General features: G+C 66.2%; 18 protein-coding genes. 9 read left to right on the top strand and 9 right to left on the bottom strand.

Annotated features, from left to right (window positions below; genetic code table 11):
• Positions 1-2 precede the first annotated feature (2 nt).
• From moaB to AC1VVK_RS03525, 3 genes are read right to left on the bottom strand one after another with little or no spacing between them, the layout of a single operon-like run.
• Positions 3-530, bottom strand: a complete 528-nt coding sequence (moaB, locus tag AC1VVK_RS03535) for a molybdenum cofactor biosynthesis protein B (RefSeq protein ID WP_482904403.1) — start codon at positions 528-530, stop codon at positions 3-5.
• A complete protein-coding gene (locus AC1VVK_RS03530; RefSeq protein ID WP_482904402.1) occupies positions 520-2,322 on the bottom strand; it encodes a lytic transglycosylase domain-containing protein in 1,803 nt (600 codons plus the stop codon). The genes moaB and AC1VVK_RS03530 overlap by 11 nt, the downstream gene beginning before the upstream one ends.
• A gap of 43 nt (positions 2,323-2,365) precedes the next feature.
• Complete coding sequence (locus tag AC1VVK_RS03525) at positions 2,366-3,154, bottom strand: uracil-DNA glycosylase family protein (protein WP_482904401.1); 789 nt, start codon at positions 3,152-3,154, stop codon at positions 2,366-2,368.
• 118 nt (positions 3,155-3,272) lie between these two features.
• Between AC1VVK_RS03525 and AC1VVK_RS03520 the strand changes: the two genes are divergently transcribed.
• From AC1VVK_RS03520 to AC1VVK_RS03505, 4 genes are all read left to right on the top strand, one after another.
• The gene (locus tag AC1VVK_RS03520) at positions 3,273-4,922 is read left to right on the top strand and encodes an electron transfer flavoprotein-ubiquinone oxidoreductase (protein ID WP_482904400.1); all 1,650 of its coding nucleotides are present in this window, start codon (positions 3,273-3,275) and stop codon (positions 4,920-4,922) included.
• A gap of 294 nt (positions 4,923-5,216) precedes the next feature.
• Entirely contained in the window at positions 5,217-6,041 is an 825-nt protein-coding gene (locus tag AC1VVK_RS03515) for a 4-(cytidine 5'-diphospho)-2-C-methyl-D-erythritol kinase (RefSeq protein ID WP_482905108.1), read from the top strand.
• On the top strand, positions 6,038-6,787 hold the full coding sequence (locus AC1VVK_RS03510) for an N-formylglutamate amidohydrolase (protein ID WP_482904399.1): 750 nt from the start codon (positions 6,038-6,040) through the stop codon (positions 6,785-6,787). The genes AC1VVK_RS03515 and AC1VVK_RS03510 overlap by 4 nt, the downstream gene beginning before the upstream one ends.
• Before the next feature lie 58 nt (positions 6,788-6,845).
• Positions 6,846-7,412, top strand: coding sequence for a DUF805 domain-containing protein (locus AC1VVK_RS03505; RefSeq protein WP_482904398.1), 567 nt, complete (start codon positions 6,846-6,848; stop codon positions 7,410-7,412).
• On the opposite strand, the gene AC1VVK_RS03500 is transcribed toward AC1VVK_RS03505, so the two are convergent.
• Positions 7,388-8,326 (bottom strand): hypothetical protein, encoded by a 939-nt coding sequence (locus AC1VVK_RS03500; protein WP_482904397.1) that lies wholly within the window; start codon positions 8,324-8,326, stop codon positions 7,388-7,390. The two genes, AC1VVK_RS03505 and AC1VVK_RS03500, sit on opposite strands and share 25 nt — an antisense overlap.
• A gap of 225 nt (positions 8,327-8,551) precedes the next feature.
• Between AC1VVK_RS03500 and ilvD the strand changes: the two genes are divergently transcribed.
• The 5 genes from ilvD to AC1VVK_RS03475 all read left to right on the top strand — a co-directional run bounded on the left by ilvD (position 8,552) and on the right by AC1VVK_RS03475 (position 15,072).
• Positions 8,552-10,408: a dihydroxy-acid dehydratase gene (gene ilvD / locus AC1VVK_RS03495; RefSeq protein WP_132385630.1), complete on the top strand. Its 1,857-nt coding sequence runs from the start codon at positions 8,552-8,554 to the stop codon at positions 10,406-10,408.
• Between the two features lie 608 nt (positions 10,409-11,016).
• Positions 11,017-11,898 (top strand): OmpA family protein, encoded by an 882-nt coding sequence (locus AC1VVK_RS03490; protein ID WP_482904396.1) that lies wholly within the window; start codon positions 11,017-11,019, stop codon positions 11,896-11,898.
• A gap of 153 nt (positions 11,899-12,051) precedes the next feature.
• Complete coding sequence (locus tag AC1VVK_RS03485; RefSeq protein ID WP_482904395.1) at positions 12,052-12,429, top strand: hypothetical protein; 378 nt, start codon at positions 12,052-12,054, stop codon at positions 12,427-12,429.
• Positions 12,401-13,813, top strand: a complete 1,413-nt coding sequence (locus tag AC1VVK_RS03480; RefSeq protein ID WP_482904394.1) for an NAD(P)H-hydrate epimerase — start codon at positions 12,401-12,403, stop codon at positions 13,811-13,813. Before AC1VVK_RS03485 ends, AC1VVK_RS03480 begins: the two co-directional genes overlap by 29 nt.
• The gene (locus AC1VVK_RS03475) at positions 13,810-15,072 is read left to right on the top strand and encodes a class I SAM-dependent RNA methyltransferase (RefSeq protein ID WP_482904393.1); all 1,263 of its coding nucleotides are present in this window, start codon (positions 13,810-13,812) and stop codon (positions 15,070-15,072) included. Before AC1VVK_RS03480 ends, AC1VVK_RS03475 begins: the two co-directional genes overlap by 4 nt.
• Positions 15,073-15,093: 21 nt before the next feature.
• On the opposite strand, the gene AC1VVK_RS03470 is transcribed toward AC1VVK_RS03475, so the two are convergent.
• The 5 genes from AC1VVK_RS03470 to AC1VVK_RS03450 form a co-directional block, all read right to left on the bottom strand.
• Positions 15,094-15,357 (bottom strand): hypothetical protein, encoded by a 264-nt coding sequence (locus AC1VVK_RS03470; RefSeq protein WP_132385625.1) that lies wholly within the window; start codon positions 15,355-15,357, stop codon positions 15,094-15,096.
• 30 nt (positions 15,358-15,387) lie between these two features.
• Positions 15,388-15,624, bottom strand: a complete 237-nt coding sequence (locus AC1VVK_RS03465) for a hypothetical protein (protein WP_482904392.1) — start codon at positions 15,622-15,624, stop codon at positions 15,388-15,390.
• 61 nt (positions 15,625-15,685) lie between these two features.
• The gene (locus tag AC1VVK_RS03460) at positions 15,686-16,108 is read right to left on the bottom strand and encodes an MAPEG family protein (protein WP_132385623.1); all 423 of its coding nucleotides are present in this window, start codon (positions 16,106-16,108) and stop codon (positions 15,686-15,688) included.
• A 73-nt stretch (positions 16,109-16,181) separates the two neighbouring features.
• The gene (locus tag AC1VVK_RS03455; protein ID WP_482904391.1) at positions 16,182-17,174 is read right to left on the bottom strand and encodes a threonine ammonia-lyase; all 993 of its coding nucleotides are present in this window, start codon (positions 17,172-17,174) and stop codon (positions 16,182-16,184) included.
• A 16-nt stretch (positions 17,175-17,190) separates the two neighbouring features.
• Complete coding sequence (locus AC1VVK_RS03450; RefSeq protein ID WP_482904390.1) at positions 17,191-17,835, bottom strand: class I SAM-dependent methyltransferase; 645 nt, start codon at positions 17,833-17,835, stop codon at positions 17,191-17,193.

Raw genomic sequence — 17,835 nt, 5'->3', positions numbered from 1 at the left:
GCTCAGACTTCACTGAGCCTCGGCATCAATTCGACGAAATTGCAGGGGCGGTTCCGGCTGTCGAGCTGTTCGGCAAGGATGCCGTCCCAGCCGTCCTTCACCGCGCCGTTGGAGCCGGGCAGGGCGAAGATGTAAGTCCCGCGCGCCACCGCCGCGCAGGCGCGCGACTGGACGGTCGAGGTGCCGATGGTCTTGTAGGACAGCCAGCGGAACAGTTCGCCGAAGCCGGGAATGTCCCGATCCTTCACCCGGTCGATCGCTTCGGGCGTGACATCGCGGCCGGTCAGGCCGGTGCCACCGGTGGTGACGATGGCGTCGATCTCGCGATCGTCGATCCAGTTGTTGAAGCGGCTGGCGAGGCGCGCGGCGTCGTCCTTCTCGATGGCGCGGGTGACGAGCCGGTGTCCGGCGTCGCGAATGCGCTGCTCGAGAATGTCGCCCGAGGTGTCATTCTCGGGTCCACGGGTGTCGGAAACGGTGAGCAGGGCGATGTTGATGGGCTTGAATTGACGTTCGGGATCAATGGCCACGCACAATCGCTCCGTTCGCTGCCATGTGGACGCCCTGCGAGCCGGTGAGGCCCGGGAAAGTCGGCCACAGGTCCTGTGCAAGCGCCATGCGGCTTTCCGAAGGGCCGCCGGCCTGACGCTCGTACATCCAGTAGTTGCGCAGCACTATGTTCACGTAGCCGCGCGTTTCCCAGTAGGGCAGCGATTCCATCCACAGCAGCGGATCGCCGCCGCAGTTCACTTCGGTATTCCAGCGGGTGATCGGCACGAGGCCCGCGTTATAGGCCGCCATGACCTTGAGCAGCAGGCCCTGCGTGCCCGGCGCGTCGCGCAGGGTCTGCAAGTGCTGCTGGCCGAAGGCGAGGTTGACCTCGGGCTTGTTGAGGTCGCCCGGCGTGCCGGACACGCCCAGCGCGGCGGCATGGTCGCGTGCGGCGGCGGGCATGATCTGCATCAGCCCGCGCGCGCCGGCGGGGCTGACGACGCTGGTCTGGAAGATCGATTCCTGAAGCGTATGCGCATAGACGAGCGCCGGATCGACTTTCCAGCCACCGGCCGGAGTCCACTTCGGCGTCGGGAAGCGGCTGGCCGGTTCCGGACGGCCGCCGGTCGGCGCATTGTAGGCCATCCAGAGCTGGGTCGAAGGCAGGCCGAGATCGCGGGCGAGGCGCGTGATCTGCACATATTGCGAGGCATCGCCGATGCGCGCCTGATGGCGCAGCACTTCGTCGGCAAGGCCGTCCTCGCCGATTTCGGAGAGTTCCACGGCGGCGCGGATATTGGGGGTGTTGCGCAGTGCCTGCCAGTCGGCCTGCGTGAAGTCGGCGGCGGCGTGCTGTTCGGGCAGCTTCATGCCCAGCTGCTCGGCGGCGAGCATGCCGTAGAGCGTTTCGTCACGCCCAGCGGCAAGGCGCAGTTCGGTGGCAGCCATCTCCGGCTTGCGGCAGCGGACCAGCGCGCGGCTGCGCCAATAGTGCGCGGCGCTGCTGAGTTCGGCGTTTTCGGAATTCTTCGCGGTCTTGTCGAAGGCGTCGGCGGCGCCGTCGCAATCGCCCAGACGCCAGGCGGCAAGTCCGGCGGTCCACCACGATTCGCCCACCCACGGACCGGCGCCCATCGCGCCCAGCTGCGCCGCCTGATAGGCCTGCGCGTCAAGGTTCTCGATATAATAGGCCCAGGCGACCTTCTGGCGCCATTCGGCCTGCGCATAGGGGCTGAGCGAAGCGTCGATACCGTCGAGCAGCGTGCGCGCGCCGGTCGGATCGTCGTTCTTGATCCGCTCGTTGATGCTGGCCGAGATCGCGGCGGGCATCGTGCCGTCATCGATCGAGGCCGGGCGCACGCGCTTGGTCATCGTCGGCAGACGGGCGAAAGCCTGTTCGCTGGGGACGGTGGGCACGCTGGCGGCGCCGCGCTTCAGGGCGAGGCGGCTGATCTGGTCGGCGCCGGGAAGCTCGGTGCCCTGAGCCAGCCAGGTCTGGAGGTCGCTAAGCTCGATCTTGGGCGAGCCGGAGGCCAGGAAGTATTCGGCGCGGAGCTGCTGGTGGAGCGGGCCGTCCGGGCGGTCCGTCAGCATCTTCTGCACGGTCGCCCAGTCCTTGGCGTCCACTGCGGCGAAGGCCTGCTTGTAGTAATCCCGATCGTCCTGGCTGAGCAGCGACGGGACCGCCGTGTTGTCTGCGCGGGTGCGGAAGTATTCCACCGCTGCGCTGTTGGCGAATGCCGGCGTGGCTGCCAGCGTGGCGACAGCTAGCGCAGCCACCCCCGCGGCGCGCGCTGCCTTGGCAATGTGTTTCACTTCAATTCCCCGCATCCTGCGACCTGACCCCGAATTTCGTGGCCGGATGGATGCTCCCTCAGGGTGCCGTCCACTCCAGCCAGGCCCTCCAGATACTTGCTTTCGCGCGCGGATTTTGCAGCAGCGCAGCAAGCCCCCATCCTGCCAACAGAGGTATAGTCATTCCTTCATGGTGGAATTGTCTTAAAACGGCAGCCCGTTGCGGTGATTCGTGGCCGATCAGCGGCAGGACGTTGCCTCCGAGCACAATCAGCCGCTTCGGCGCGGCCAAAACGACGTGCCGTGCCAGCGCGTCGCCCACCCCGCGAGAGGCCGCCGCGCGCCAGTCGGGCACCGGATCGGGGCGGGGCAGGGCACTGGCGAGGTAGACATCCTCGCGCCGCATGCCGAAAGCCTTGAGCATCGCGTCGAGCAGCCTGCCCTGCGGTCCGGTGAGCAGGCGCTCGCGGTCCTCGCCCTCGGGCGTTTCCACCACGATCATCAGTTCGGCGCCTGCCTCACCCTCGGGCATCAGGCGGCCGGTCGGGCCGCCATCGTCGAGCAGGGTCTCGGTCATCCACCATGAACGGAAGGCGTCGAGGTCGGCGGGCAGCAGCTTGGGATCGATGCTGGTGGGCGCGGCGGGGGCTTCCTCCACCACTTGCGGGCGGCGGCGCGGCGGGCGGCGACTGCCGTCTTCGGCCTGCTCTTCCTCGGGCACGATCCATTCGCGCGGTTCGTCGAGGAAGTCGCAATCGACCCCCGCCTCGCGCCACCAGTCGAGCGCGGCGGTGATATCGGATTTGATATCGTCCAGAAATTGCCGATTTGGGGCCTGATCCATCGCGTGGGTCTTGACCTGTCGCATTCCACCAATCAAGGCACAACACGAATTAATCGCGCGTTTAAGTGCGTGAATCGTGAATTTCAGGGGCTGTTGGGGCCAGAACCGGGCCAGATTACGGGGCCAGACTACGAGGGTTGCCATGATTGAACGTGAATCGATGCCTTACGACGTCGTCATCGTCGGCGGCGGGCCAGCCGGCCTTGCCACGGCGATCCGTCTGAAACAGGTCGATCCCGAACTTTCCGTCTGCGTCCTTGAAAAGGGCTCGGAGATCGGCGCCCACATCCTTTCGGGCGCCACCATCGATCCCAAGGCGCTGGACGAGCTGCTGCCCACCTGGCGCGAAGACGGCTGCCCGCTGGCCGAAACCCCGGTGACGGACAACTGGCACTGGCACCTTACCAAGAAGAAGAAGTTCTCGCTGCCGCATCTGGTGATGCCGCCGCTGATGTCCAACAAGGGCAGTTACACGGGCTCGCTCGGCAACCTCTGCCGCTGGCTGGCCGAACAGGCCGAGGCGCTGGAGATCGAGATCTTCCCGGGCTTCCCTGCTGCCGAGATACTCTATGACGATGCCGGCGCCGTGATCGGCGTGCAGACCGGCGACATGGGCGTCGACCGCGAGGGCAATCCCAAGGACGACTTCCAGCCGGGCATGAACCTGCTCGGCAAGTACACTGTGTTCTGCGAAGGCGCGCGCGGCCACCTGACCAAGCGCCTGAAGGCCAAGTACAATCTGGAGGCAGATTGCGAGCCGCAGATCTACGGCATCGGCATCAAGGAACTCTGGGACATCCCGGCGGACAAGCACGTCCCCGGCCGCGTGATCCACACGCAGGGCTGGCCGATGAGCGAGACCGACAGCTGGGGCGGCGGCTTCCTGTACCATCAGGCGAACAACCAGGTAGCGCTCGGCTTCGTCACCGCACTCGATTACAAGAATCCCTACGTCTATCCGTTCGAGGAATTCCAGCGCTGGAAGCAGCACCCGGAAATCCGCGCCATTCTCGAAGGCGGCAAGCGTGTGGCCTATGGCGCGCGCGCCATCAACGAGGGCGGCTGGCAGTCGGTGCCGATGCTGGCCTTCCCGGGCGGCGTGCTGGCGGGTTGCTCGGCGGGCTTCGTCAACGTGCCGCGCATCAAGGGCACGCATACCGCGATGAAGAGCGGCATCCTCGCGGCCGAGGCGATTGCCGCCGCGATCAAGGCGGGCCGCGAGCAGGATACGCTGGGCGAATATGATACCGCCGTGCGCGAAAGCTGGATCGCCAAGGAACTGAAGCTCGTCCAGAACGCCGAGCCGCTGGTCGCCAAGTGGGGCGGCGAGATCGGCACGGTGCTGGCGGGCGCGGACATGTGGCTGCGGACGCTGTTCGGCTTCGGCGTGGCCAAGCCGATGAAGCACCACACCGACGCTTCCAGCCTGCAACGCGCGGACCTCTACAAGCCGGTCGCCTATCCCAAGCCGGACGGCGTGATCAGCTTCGACCGCCTGACCAGCGTGTCCTATTCGTTCACCAACCATGAGGAAGACCAGCCGGTCCACCTCAAGCTGACGGACCCCACGGTTCCCACGCGGATCAACTTGCCGGTCTATGCCGGTCCCGAGGCGCGCTATTGCCCGGCGGGCGTCTACGAATTCGTCGATCCGGACGGTTCGGGCATGAAGCTCCAGATCAACGCGCAGAACTGCGTCCACTGCAAGACCTGCGACATCAAGGACCCGACGCAGAACATCGAATGGGTCACGCCGGAAGGCGGCGGCGGTCCGAACTACCCGAATATGTAATCGGCAAGGGGGAAGGCTGAGCCTTCCCCCTTTTCGGCTTCTATTTGCGGCGAATCTTTCTTGCGGCCCATCTTCATCGTCACCCTGAACTTGTTTCAGGGTCCATCGTGCAGCGTGGGCGGAACTGGAGACAGCCAGGCGAGAGTTCCGCTGGCGACACGACGCTTCGGAGCAGGCGGCCGGATGGATCCTGAAACAAGTTCAGGATGACAAAAGGCAGGACGTTCGGGTGTTGGAAAAACATTCGGGAGTCCGAAAACGAGGGCCACCTTGCCTCTCCGTTCGCATAGCGGCATGGACAAGGCGATGATTTCCGAAACCGCCTACGCCAAGATCAACCTCGCGCTCCACGTCCGCAGACGGCGCGAGGATGGCTATCACGAACTGGAAACGCTGTTTGCCTTCGTCGATGCCGGGGATGAACTGACGGCGGTTCCCGCCGAAGCCGACCGCCTGACGACCCACGGCGAATTCGCGGCGAAGATCGACGATCCCTTCGGCAATATCGTCGCCAAGGCGCTCACCGCATTGCCTCATGGTAAAGGCTGGGCGGTCGATCTCGAAAAGCGCCTGCCGGTGGCCGCCGGTCTGGGCGGCGGCTCGGCCGACGCAGGCGCGGTGTTCCGCATGGTCGAGCGCGCGCACGGATTGCCCGAGGACTGGCACGCCCGCGCCGCCAAGCTGGGCGCCGATGTGCCCGCCTGCGTGCTTTCCCGGCCCTGCATCGGCACCGGCACCGGTACCGATCTTGCCGAAGTTTCCGAAAACGACCTCGCAGGCTGTCCGGTCCTGCTGGTCAATCCGCGCCTTCCGGTGCCGACGGGGCCGGTGTTCAAGGCCTGGGACAGGATCGATCGGGGGCCCATGCCGGACGGCACGCTGCGCGATATCGCGCTCTCCGGCCGCAACGATCTGGAAGCTCCCGCCATCGAAATCTGCCCGGCGGTGGCGGACGTGCTGGCGGCACTGCGCGAGACCGCGCCTATCCTTGCCCGTATGTCCGGTTCGGGCGCGACCTGTTTCGCGCTCTACGAGAGTCAGCAAGCCTTAAGCGAAGCGGCGGCAAGGGTGGCGGCGGTCCGCCCCGATTGGTGGCAATTGTCCGGGAGCCTGCGTTGATTACCGAAGCTCGCATCACCGAAGCCTGGCGCCTGCTGGGCACGCCGCAAGCGGGCGGCATCCTGATCGTCGGCGATCATGCCTCCAACCGCGTGCCCGAAGGGATCGACCTCGGCATTCCCGCCGAACTGATGGGGCGGCACATCGCCATCGACATCGGCGTGGCCGGCGTCGCGGAGCGGATGGTCGAGCAGGGCGGGAGCGGCGGCATCGCCGCTTGGCTCGCCAATGTCAGCCGCCTCGTCTGCGACTTCAACCGCGACCTCGATGCGCCCGGGCTCCTGCCCGAAGTGTCGGACGGCCACGCGATCCCCGGCAATGTGCTGTGCACGGAAGGCCGCTCGGCCCGCCTTGCGCGGTATTTCCACGCTTATCACGACGGTCTCGAAGCCCGGCTGGTGGACGCCGAGCCTGCGCTGATCCTCTCGCTGCACAGCTTCACGCCCGCGCTCGCGACCTGTGACAAGCCGCGCCCGTGGCATGTCGGCGTGCTCTACAACGAGGATGACCGCGCCGCGCGGATCGCCATTCCGCTGCTGGAGGCGGAGGGCCTCGTGGTGGGCGACCAGTTGCCCTATTCGGGCAAAGTGCTCAACGCGACGATGAACCGCCATGCCGAGGCGCATGGCCGCCCCTATCTCGGCATCGAGATCCGGCAGGACCAGATCGAGGACGCGGCCGGGCAGGCGCTCTGGGCCGACCGCATGGCGCGGGTGTGCCGGGAGGTTGCAGCTCGTCTCGGCTGACTTGTGGAGTGCGGGCCGTCACGATACTCTTCCGGCACCTAAGCATCGGGGGAACGTCATGATCGGCTATCATGTGGTGCGACTGGCGAAATTTTCCGGCCGCGAAGCGCGTGCGAAGTTCTGGCCATGGGTCGCCGTGGTGATCGGGCTGACGTTCGTGATCGGTGTCATCGCGGTGGCGCCGATGATGCTCTCCACCATGACCCGGATGCAGCAGTTCGCTCGCGAGCATCCCGATCAGGCGACTGTCACGAGCGGGCCGGGCAGCTACCAGATCCGCATCGAGGGCAATCACCCTGAACTGATGCCGGACCCGGCGCCGATCTTTGCGGCGATGGAGGGCATTGCCGCGCTGGCCATCGTCCTGCTGGCCGCCGCTATCGTCCGCCGCCTGCACGACGCCGGGCGCGGCGGAGCATGGGGACTGCTGCCGCTGCCGTTCCTGTTCTTCTCCTTTGCAAGGATGCCTGCGATCTTCGTCGGGCCTCAGCCGGACATGGGCCTGTTTGGGCTTCTGGCGTTCAACAGCCTGCTCTTTCTCGGCGCGGTAGGCGTGCTTGTCCTGCTGCTTGCGCAGCCGGGGCGGGCCAAGGAAAACCGCTACGGCTTGCCGCCGGAAGGCTGATCGGGCGGGTCGGACTTGCCTGAGCCGATGCCGAACAGCGCCAGCACTTTCTTGCGCAGATCGGTCACCGCCACGATCAGCGCGGACAGCGCGACGACCACGCCGGTAACCAGCTTCAGCCAGAACGGCGCGCCTTCCAAAGTGTCCTGAATCCAGCCGACCACGCCCACCTTGACGTGGAAACCGTAGGAATGCGGCGTGCTCACCACGTCCCAGAACTGGCCCTGCCGGTCCTTGACCTGCACTACGGTAGTGATCGTCATCATGTGGTCGCCGCCGCGCTTGGGTGTGACCTGCCAGCCCCAGACCGTCGAAGGGTAGGGCTTGCCGAGGTGGACGCGCTGGGTGCGGTCGCGCAGCGGCTTGATCTCGAAGGAGTCGTCGCCTTGCAGGTCCGCCGCGACGAATTCGCCCACGGTGACGCTGAAGTGCTGCACTTGGCCGGGCATCTGCGCGACGACTTGCTCGGGCGCTGGGGCAAGGTCTGCGGTGGTCGCAGACGGCGGGGCCGGGGTGACGAGCGCGGCATTGTCGGTCGCCTCGGCCACGGGCGCGGCCGACGCGTCCTCGCTGGGTGCAGGGCTTGGTTTGGGGCTGGGCGGCGGCGTCGGGGAGGGTGCAGGCGTGGGATGAGGCTTCGGCGGATCGGCGGCGACTGCCAGCCACACCGTAAAGCTCTCGCCGCGTTCGAGTGGATTGGGCGCGTTGAACGCCGCCGTGCCGTCGGTTTGCCGCGCCGCCTGCTTGGCGAATTCCGTGCAGTCGTCGGGCAGGACATAGTCCTGGATCACGTCGCAGTATTCGGTGCCTTCGGTCGGCCCCCGGCTTCCGGGGGCGTTCGTGCAAGCACTCAGCGACAGCGCCGCCGTAAGCAGCGCAAAGCCGCCAAATCCGCTCCAACGCATTGGTGCCATGGTGATCCCCCATGCCCGGATGCCCCTGATGCAAACGGTTTCATGGAAGCCCCCATCCTGTCAATCGGGGCTTCTCCGGCGCCTCGCGATTGCGCATGATCCGGAAAGTTAAATCGGTCATCCGGGACATTTTATGGCTCGCAAAAGCCGCCCGCATCGCGTAGGGGGCGCGGGCAAGACGGTGCGCGCGACGTGCGGCACCGGTCATTTCCCGGAGTTCGCACAATGCCCGCCTATCGCTCACGCACTTCCACTCACGGCCGCAACATGGCGGGCGCGCGTGGCCTCTGGCGCGCGACGGGGATGAAGGACGCGGACTTCGGCAAGCCCATTATCGCCGTTGTAAACTCCTTCACGCAGTTCGTTCCGGGGCACGTCCACCTCAAGGACCTCGGCCAGATGGTCGCGCGCGAGATCGAGGCGGCGGGCGGCGTCGCCAAGGAATTCAACACCATCGCGGTCGACGACGGCATCGCCATGGGCCACGACGGCATGCTCTATTCGCTACCCAGCCGCGACCTGATCGCGGACAGCGTGGAGTACATGGTCAACGCCCACTGTGCCGACGCCATGGTCTGCATCTCCAACTGCGACAAGATCACGCCCGGCATGCTGATGGCCGCGCTGCGCATCAATATCCCGGTGGTCTTCGTTTCGGGCGGGCCGATGGAAGCGGGCAAGGTCGTGCTGCGCGGCAAGGAGCAGGCGCTCGATCTGGTCGACGCCATGGTTGCCGCCGCCGACGAGAGCTACACCGATGAGGAAGTGAAGGCGATCGAGCGTTCGGCCTGCCCGACTTGCGGTTCGTGCTCGGGCATGTTCACCGCCAACTCGATGAACTGCCTGACCGAGGCGCTGGGCCTCTCGCTGCCGGGCAATGGCTCGACCTTGGCGACCCACTCGGACCGTCAGCGCCTGTTCCTCGAAGCCGGCCGCCTCGCGGTCGATCTCTGCCGCCGCTATTACGAGCAGGAAGACGAGACCGCGCTGCCGCGCAATATCGCCAGCTTCAAGGCGTTCGAGAACGCCATGAGCCTCGATATCGCCATGGGCGGCTCCACCAACACCGTGCTTCACCTGCTGGCCGCCGCCGTTGAGGCGGGCGTGGACTTCACCATGGAGGACATCGATCGCCTGAGCCGCAAGGTGCCGTGCCTCTCCAAGGTCGCGCCTGCAAAGAACGACGTCCACATGGAAGACGTTCACCGCGCGGGCGGCATCATGGCCATTCTCGGCCAGCTCGATCGCGCGGGCCTGCTGCATACCGACCTGCCGACCGTGCACGCGCGCACGCTGGGCGATGCGCTGAACCACTGGGACATCTCGCGCACCAACGCGCCTTCGGTTCAGGAATTCTTCAAGGCCGCGCCGGGCGGCGTGCCGACGCAGACCGCCTTCAGCCAGTCGCGCCGCTGGGAAGAGCTCGATCTCGACCGTGAGAACGGCGTCATCCGCAGCAAGGAGCACGCCTTCAGCCAGGACGGTGGCCTTGCGGTGCTCTACGGCAATATCGCGCAGGACGGCTGCATCGTGAAGACGGCAGGCGTGGACGATTCCATCCTGAAGTTCACCGGCACCGCGCGCGTCTACGAATCGCAGGATGCCGCCGTTGCCGGCATTCTCGGCGGGCAGGTCGGCGCCGGTGACGTCGTGGTCATCCGCTACGAAGGACCGCGCGGCGGGCCGGGCATGCAGGAAATGCTCTACCCGACCAGCTACCTGAAGTCGAAGGGCCTCGGAAAGGCGTGCGCGCTGCTGACCGACGGTCGCTTCTCGGGCGGCACTTCGGGCCTCTCGATCGGCCACGCCTCGCCCGAAGCGGCCGAGGGCGGTGCCATCGGCCTTGTCGAGAACGGTGACACCATCGAGATCGATATCCCGGGCCGCACGATCAACCTGATGGTCTCGGACGAAGTGTTGGCGCACCGCCGCGCTCAGCAGGAAGCACGCGGCGCCGATGCCTGGTCGCCGGTCCATCCGCGCCCGCGCAAGGTTTCCGCTGCGCTGCAGGCCTATGCGGCCATGACCACCAGCGCCGCCAAGGGCGCGGTGCGCGATGTGACGCAGCTCAAGCGGAAGTAAAGGGACGCCCTTCGGCAGGGCGCATCCCATCTCCAAATTCCTGACGGGGCTCCTGCGAAAGCGGGGGCCCCGTTGTCTATTGTACTCCCGGTCAGGCGGATCAGAGTGCAAGCGGCCCGGTGCGCTCGCTTCCGCACTTTATTTTGATCGCCCGGGAACCAAATCCGGTTTCGCGGAAAGCATACGCGAAGAACTGTCTACGCGAATGTTTTTAATGAGTTGAGCAGAAGGCCCTCGATTCGGTCCGAAAACGCATTCCCGCCCTATTCGCAACAACAGCGCGCCACTTAACCCAATCCCGGCAAGTGAAAATGCAGTTCCGGATCACGCAAAAGTGCGTTTCGTCCGTGCAGTCTCCATCGGTTCACCGCACGTTGCACTCGGATTACCCGCACGGGCCCGGTTGTTAGGGAGAGTGTTCATGTGCCCGCAAGGTGAATCTGAACAGGCAGAACATCCATGGTTCAGGTGCGGCTTACCGGTCGCACATTTTATGAAGCGAAATGGAGGGGTTCTGACAGCCGGTTACACCATCACAGGGGGACGGCAGTCGGACGAGAAGCTGCGATCACGCAGGCCCGACTGGTCGAGATTGAAGGAGTAGCGCAATGAGTGTCATTTCCAAAAACCCCAAAGTCCTTTTACTGATCGGCACGCTGGCTGTTTCGGTGGCCGGCAGCGTTTCCGCGCAGCAGCAGGACGGCCTGGAAGGCAGCGTTACGGCAGACGCCTCCAGCCAGCAGCCGGTCGACACGGCCGGCATGACCAAGGGTCCCAAGGTCGAAGGCATCATCTCCGCGCGCAGCGGTGACCGGGTCCAGGTTACCAGCGCCAACGGCAACAAGACGATCGTCACCGTCACCAGTGCCACCAAGGTCAAGTCCAGCGGCGGCTTCCTGGGCCTGAACAGCAACAAGCTGGCGACAAACCAGCTTCTCAATGGTCTGCCGGTTTCGATCGACACCTTGCAGGGCGGCGGCGCGCTGGTGGCCAGCTCGATCGATCTGAAGAACAAGGACATGAAGGTCGCCTCCATGATCCACAACGGCACGGATCAGCGCTTCGCGTCCAACGAAGCGGCAACCGAGGCTCTGCGTGGCCGCATGGGCGACATCGACAAGTACAACATCAAGGGCACGACGAACGTGAACTTCGACACGGGCAAGTTTGATCTGACGCCCGAGGCGAAGAGCAATCTCTGCTCGGCGGCCACTTCGGCCGACGGCATGGATAATGCCCTTCTGCTGGTGGTCGGCTACACCGACTCCGTCGGCAGCGACGATTACAACCAGACGCTCAGCGAAAAGCGCGCCACCCGCGTGGTGAACTACCTCCAGCAGGCTTGCCACTGGAAGCCCTATCGCATGCTGACCCCCACCGGCATGGCCAAGGCCGATCCGCTGGCGGACAACAGCACGCCCGAAGGCAAGGCGCAGAACCGCCGCGTTGCGGTGAACATCCTCGTCAGCAAGGCCGTGGACGGCTACTGAGCCAAGACGCACGGGGTGGGCTTTGGTCCCACCCCGGGTTTTCCGGCCGGGTTACGGCTCGGCCGAATTCAAGTCTGGCGGCATGTGTCCCATTCTCGGGCTGTGCCGCATAGATGCTTGTCGCTTGCGGGAATGTCCTTGTAGCAGAGGCGCATGGCCCGCTCCCTTACAGGCATTGCCTTGCTCCTTGCGCTCGCCGCTTGCTCGCCGCGGCATGAAGCGCCGAAAGTGGCCGAGGGGGACGAGCATATTCCCTGTGCCGTCTCCGGCTCCGGCAAGCTTCAGCCGGTCTGCGCGGTCGAGCGGCTGGAAGGGCCGGATGGGCTGTCCCTGCTGGTTCGCCATCCGGACGGCGGCTTCCGCCGCTTTGCCGTGGTCAGCGACGGACGCGGGCTTGAGGTTGCCGACGGGGCGCAAGTGGCGGTAACAAGGTTGAACGGCGACCGGCTCGACGTTTCGGTCGGGGCCGACCGCTACCTGTTCCCGGCGACGAGGAAGCCCCATGCCCCATCGGCTGCTGCCCCAGAATGACCAGATCCTGACCGTGGCGCAGATGCGCGCGGCCGAAGATGCGCTGATCGCGGCGGGGTCTTCGGTTTCCGCGCTGATGCGGATTGCCGGGCTCGGCGCGGCCGAATGGGTCTGGCGGGTTTCGGCGGGCAGGGCGGTTACGGTGCTCTGCGGCCCCGGTAACAACGGCGGTGATGGCTATGTGATCGCCGAAGCCATTCGCGAGCGCGGCGGGCAGGTTACCGTGGTGGCCGCAGGCGATCCGAAAACCGACGCGGCGCGCGAAGCGCGCGCGCTCTACCACGGCGCGATAGTAGCGCCCGATACTGAGATTCACGGCGATGTCTTCGTCGATTGCCTGTTCGGCAGCGGGCTCACGCGACCGCTTGCGGCGGAGCATGTGGCATTGCTCACGCGGCTGGCGCAGGCGCATCACCACCGGCTGGCGCTCGACCTGCCGAGCGGCGTGCAGTCCGACACCGGCATGACGTTGAACCCGGGGCTGCCGTATTACGATGCGACTATTGGGCTTGGGGCGTGGAAATTCGCGCATTTCCTGATGCCGGCTGCAGCGACGATGGGCACGCTGCGGCAAGTGCCTATTGGCGTGGCTCCGGTGGAGGGGGCAGCGATTCCGGTCGCCAAGCCCCGGATCGGCGCGCCTGCGGTGGATGCGCACAAGTATCGGCGCGGACTGCTCGCCGTGGTCGGCGGCGCGATGCCCGGCGCGGCGGTGCTGGCGAGTGTGGCGGCGCAAGGCGCCGGAGCCGGGTACGTGAAGCTCTTCGCGGACAGCAAGCGCAATGTGCCCGCTGATCTCGTGGTCGATCAGGGCAAGCTGTTCGACGTGCTGGTCGACGACCGGAATACCGCCGTACTGGTGGGGCCGGGTCTTGGACGAGACAGTCTGGCGCGCGAGCGGCTGGCGATTGCGCTGGCCGATCCGGTACCGGCAGTGATCGATGCCGATGCGCTCGTGCTGCTCGGGCCGCGCCTGCTGACCGAGCGCAAGGGCGCGACAGTGGCGACTCCGCATGAGGGGGAGCTGGTGACGCTCGAACGGACGTTCGGCTGCGATGGTGGGGGCAGCAAAGCCGACCGCGCGCTGGCACTGGCCAAGGGGGCCGGAATGATCGTGGTCGCCAAGGGACCGGACACGGTGATCGCCGCTCCGGACGGGCGGATCGCCTGCGCGCCGCGTGCCAGTTCGTGGCTCTCGACCGCAGGAACCGGCGATGTTCTGGCCGGTTGCATCGCCAGCCGCCTCGCTGCCGGAGCGGAAGGATTCGCGGCCGCCTGCGAGGGAGTCTGGCTCCACGGAGAGGCGGCGCGCCGCGCCGGACCCGCCTTTACCGCCGGCCAGCTTGGACAAATGGTCCCGGCTGCGCTAGCGGCCTGCCTGTGACTATTGGAACCGAAGAAATTCTGCGTATCGCCGCCAAGGGCGATGGTGTGACCGCATCCGGCCGCTTCGCCTGGGGCGCGGCGCCGGGCGACCTGCTGCATGAGGACGATACCCTCGAATGGGGGCCGCACCACATCCAGCCAGCGTGCAGCCATTTTGGCCGCTGCGGCGGCTGTCAGCTTCAGCAGCTTGACGAAGAGAGCCTTGAGCACTTCGTCGCCGCGCGCGTGGCGAATGCCTCGGCCTCGCAGGAACTGGGCGCCGAATTGATCGCGCCGCCCTACCTCTCGCCGCCGGGCGCGCGCCGCCGCGTATCGTTGCGCGCCGAAAGCTCGGGCGGGCGCGTGACCATCGGCTTCCGCGAGGCGAAATCGCACCGGCTGGTGGAACTGGAAGAATGCCCGGTGATGGCGCCGGAACTGTTCGCCGTGCTCGGGCCGCTGCGCAAGCTGCTCATCACCATGGGCAAGGCGGCGCCTGCCAAGAAGGGTGGCCGCCCCGGCAAGCCCACCAAGCACCAGCAGCCCCGCATGGCCGCCGACATCGAGATGACGCTGACCGAGCAAGGAGTCGATCTCGGCATCAAGGGACTGACGGCGGAAGGGCTCGCCGCGACCGAGGCGATGCTCGATTTTTCGCGCGAACATAAGCTCGCGCGCTTCACCATGGATGGCGGCTACGGTTTCGAGACCGTGTGGGAGCCGGTGCCGGTTACGGTGCGGTTAGGTGGCGTCCAGGTACCGCTTCCGCCGGGGGCGTTCCTGCAGGCGACGGCGGACGGCGAAGAGGCGCTGGTAGAGGCCGCGCGCGGCTGGCTGGCAGGCGCGGCGACCGTGGCGGATCTGTTCTCCGGCCTCGGCACGTTCGCGCTGGCGCTGGCCGGACCGCAGACCAGAGTGCTGGCCGCAGAGGCTGCGCGCGATGCCCATCTGGCGTGCAAGACGGCCGCCGGACGCGCGCAACTGCCGGTTTTCTGCGATCACCGCGACTTGTTCCGCAACCCGCTCCAGCCCGACGAACTGAGCAAGTTCGATGCCATCATCCTCGACCCGCCGCGCGCCGGTGCGCGCGAGCAGGTGGAGTGCATTGCGGCTTCGAGCGTTGGCCGCGTGGTCTATGTTTCGTGCAATCCGTCAAGCTGGTCGCGCGATGCGGCGCGGCTGATCGAGGCGGGCTTCAGGCTGGTGGAACTGCGCCCGGTCGGCCAGTTCCGCTGGTCCACCCATGTCGAACTCGCGAGCTATTTCGAGCGCGCGTGACCGGGTGAAAAGCGCGGGAATTCAGTCGGATTCCTGCGCTTTTGCCATCATGTCCATGAAGTCCCGCGCGAAATTGCGGTCCTCTTCGTTGTCGAAGGCGACATCGAGATCGGGCGAGGCGTTGAACATATAGAGCAGGCACCACAGCGCGAAGCGCCGCGCGCGGTCCTTCTCCATGCCAAGATCGACGCGAATGCGATCGAGCCCGGTTTCCAGCGTGGAAGGGGCGATGGTGGAAAGGTCGTCGGTGCCGAAGTAGCGGCGGAGCTGATCGTCGAAGTCCATGGCGCTCCCTACAGGGATCCGCCGCGAACGTCACGTATTCCCGTCGTTCTCGGATTCGTCGGCATTGCAGGATAGCAGCTGGTAGATCACTGCGCCCCAGGCGCTGCCGATCACGCCCACGAAGAACATCGACCAACTCAGGTTCCAGCTGGTTGCCATCACCTTGCTGACGAGCGTGGCCAAAGTCAGGAAGATGAAAGCGATTTCCAGCGCGAGTACTGCCCACAGTACTCGCGGACTTGCCAATTGCCGGCGAACTGTCTTCACGCAGCACCTCCCGAACTACGCATCTCCCGATAAGGAGATTACTACGCCGGGAGCGCTTCGTCTAGAACATGACCACGGCGGCGCGGGCGATCAGGAACATCAGGCAGAAGGTCGAAAGCGCGTAAAACGCGAAGCGCAGCGGCATGCGATTGAAGGTTGTTTGCACGATCGAATGCATGACCCGGAAGCCCACGTAGGCCCAGGCGACCTGCGCATTCATCCCATCCCCCAGCCCAAGCAGCGCAAGCGTGATCGAGATCGCATAGAAGATCACCGGATCTTGCAGCAGGTGGTTGTAATTATGGGCTTTCCACTCGACCTGCGGCGGCAGCACATGGTCGAGCGAGACATGGGGATCGTCGATCAGTTCTTCCGGATCGACTTTGCCGAACGAGGAAAGGCGCGATCCGTAGAGCCAGAACCACATGACCATGGTCCAGGCCGCCAGCGCGACCACGGGTTGCAGGATTGCCATTCCGGTCATGGGATCTCCCTTGCTGCGAACCCGAGCCTCGGCCGCGCCGGCCGGCTTGTCAATGCGGTACTTGGGTCAGGACTTAGGCGTTTCCGGACAATACCTTGGCGAAGGCCTCGGCATCGGTGTTGCCGCCCGAAAGCACCACGGCGGTACGATCGGTCAGGGAGACATTGCCCGCCAGCACGGCAGCGAGCGCGGCGGCTCCACCGGGCTCGATGACAAGGCGCAGCTTGGCGAAAGCGAGGCGCTGCGCCGCGCGCACTTCGGCGGGCGTGGCAACGAGCCCGAAGGGGCAGCGGGCTTTCAGAACCTCGAAGTTGATCGGCCAGGTGGCCGGCGTCTGCAAGGCATCGCAGGCCGTGGGCGGGGCATCGGCGGCCACGCGGCGGATCTCGCCGTCGGCAAGGCTGCGGCGGACATCGTCCCAGCCTTCGGGCTCGACCGGCACCACGGCCGCATCGGGAAGGGCGAGGGCGATTCCTGCCGTGAGCCCGCCGCCGCCGCAGGGGGCGACGATCTGGTCGGGCCCACCGAGCCCGCGTTCGGCCATTTGCAGCGCGATTTCGATCGCGGTGCTGCCCTGACCCTCGATGATCCAGGGGTCGCCGTAGGCATGGACGAGCGTGGCCCCGCGCTCTTCGCAAAGGCGGTTGGCCACTTCGTCACGGTCCTCGCCGCCGGGGCGGTCATAGAGCACCACTTCGGCGCCGAGGGCGCGGGTATTGGCGAGCTTCACCTCCGGCGCGTCGGTCGGCATGACGATGGTGGCGGCAATGCCCAGCCGTCGTGCGGCCCAGGCCACGCCCTGCGCATGGTTGCCGCTGGAAACGCCGACGACGCCCCGCGCCCGCTCGATATCCGTTAGCGCGGTAAGGCGGTGCCAGGCGCCGCGGATCTTGAAGGCGCCCACCGGCTGGAGGCTCTCGGCCTTGCACCAGATCGTGCGGCCATCGACCTCAAGCGGCAGCAGCGGCGTGCGTGGCAGGATCGCCGCGACTTTGGCGGCGGCTTCGAGCACGCCTTCGTGGGTCGGGCGGCGCTGAAGATTCGGATTCGGGAGATTCGCGTTCATGGCCAAGGCCATAAACTCACCGCGTCAGCCGCACCATCTGGTAATAGCCGAGTGGCCCGCGCGTGAACTCCACCGACAGGCCCCGGTCTCCGGCAATGCGTGCCGCCTGCATGGGCAGGTCCAGCCGGGGTGTGACGTGGAACTTCGCCAGCCAGCCCCGCAGGCCCGCCCGCAAGGGGGAAGGCAGGCCCGCGAGGTCGCCGAAATCGACGGCATGAAGCACGCCGCCGGGGGAAAGCGCCGCCACTGCACGCGACAGGGCGTCCTGCCAGCCGGGAATCATGGAAAGCGTATAGGAGAGGAAAATGCGGTCGAACCCACCGCGGCCGAACAGGGCCTTGGGGTCGAAGCGGGTGGCATCGCCGGGCGTTAGCTCGGCCTGCTCGCCCAACCGCCTGCGGGCGTTCTTGAGCATTTCGCTGGAGATGTCGAAGCCGTGGAGCGTGGCTCCGGGCCACGCCTTGCCTGCCAGTTCGAGATTGCGCCCGGTGCCGCAGCCGACTTCCAGCACGGCCATGCCCGGGGCCGCATCAAGCTCCCGGATCAGCCGGTCGCGGCCGAACAGATAGTACTTGCGCGTGAGGTCGTAGATGTGGCGCTGGCCGCGATAGACGCGGTCCATCAGCGCGGCGTGATCGGCGGGAAGGGTGGTCTCGGTCAC

Source organism: Novosphingobium sp. BL-S-32 (assembly GCF_056857055.1).
Note: the sequence above shows the minus strand (reverse complement) of the source record. Positions and strands in the feature narration are given on the sequence as shown.

Excerpts from the sequence above, each read along its gene's own strand:
- AC1VVK_RS03530 (WP_482904402.1), bottom strand. The coding sequence starts at position 2,322 with ATGCGGGGAATTGAAGTGAAACACATTGCCAAGGCAGCGCGCGCCGCG.
- AC1VVK_RS03525 (WP_482904401.1), bottom strand. The coding sequence starts at position 3,154 with ATGCGACAGGTCAAGACCCACGCGATGGATCAGGCCCCAAATCGGCAA.
- AC1VVK_RS03520 (WP_482904400.1), top strand. The coding sequence starts at position 3,273 with ATGATTGAACGTGAATCGATGCCTTACGACGTCGTCATCGTCGGCGGC.
- AC1VVK_RS03515 (WP_482905108.1), top strand. The coding sequence starts at position 5,217 with ATGGACAAGGCGATGATTTCCGAAACCGCCTACGCCAAGATCAACCTC.
- AC1VVK_RS03505 (WP_482904398.1), top strand. The coding sequence starts at position 6,846 with ATGATCGGCTATCATGTGGTGCGACTGGCGAAATTTTCCGGCCGCGAA.
- AC1VVK_RS03500 (WP_482904397.1), bottom strand. The coding sequence starts at position 8,326 with ATGGCACCAATGCGTTGGAGCGGATTTGGCGGCTTTGCGCTGCTTACG.
- ilvD (WP_132385630.1), top strand. The coding sequence starts at position 8,552 with ATGCCCGCCTATCGCTCACGCACTTCCACTCACGGCCGCAACATGGCG.
- AC1VVK_RS03490 (WP_482904396.1), top strand. The coding sequence starts at position 11,017 with ATGAGTGTCATTTCCAAAAACCCCAAAGTCCTTTTACTGATCGGCACG.
- AC1VVK_RS03485 (WP_482904395.1), top strand. The coding sequence starts at position 12,052 with ATGGCCCGCTCCCTTACAGGCATTGCCTTGCTCCTTGCGCTCGCCGCT.
- AC1VVK_RS03480 (WP_482904394.1), top strand. The coding sequence starts at position 12,401 with ATGCCCCATCGGCTGCTGCCCCAGAATGACCAGATCCTGACCGTGGCG.
- AC1VVK_RS03470 (WP_132385625.1), bottom strand. The coding sequence starts at position 15,357 with ATGGACTTCGACGATCAGCTCCGCCGCTACTTCGGCACCGACGACCTT.
- AC1VVK_RS03460 (WP_132385623.1), bottom strand. The coding sequence starts at position 16,108 with ATGACCGGAATGGCAATCCTGCAACCCGTGGTCGCGCTGGCGGCCTGG.
- AC1VVK_RS03455 (WP_482904391.1), bottom strand. The coding sequence starts at position 17,174 with ATGAACGCGAATCTCCCGAATCCGAATCTTCAGCGCCGCCCGACCCAC.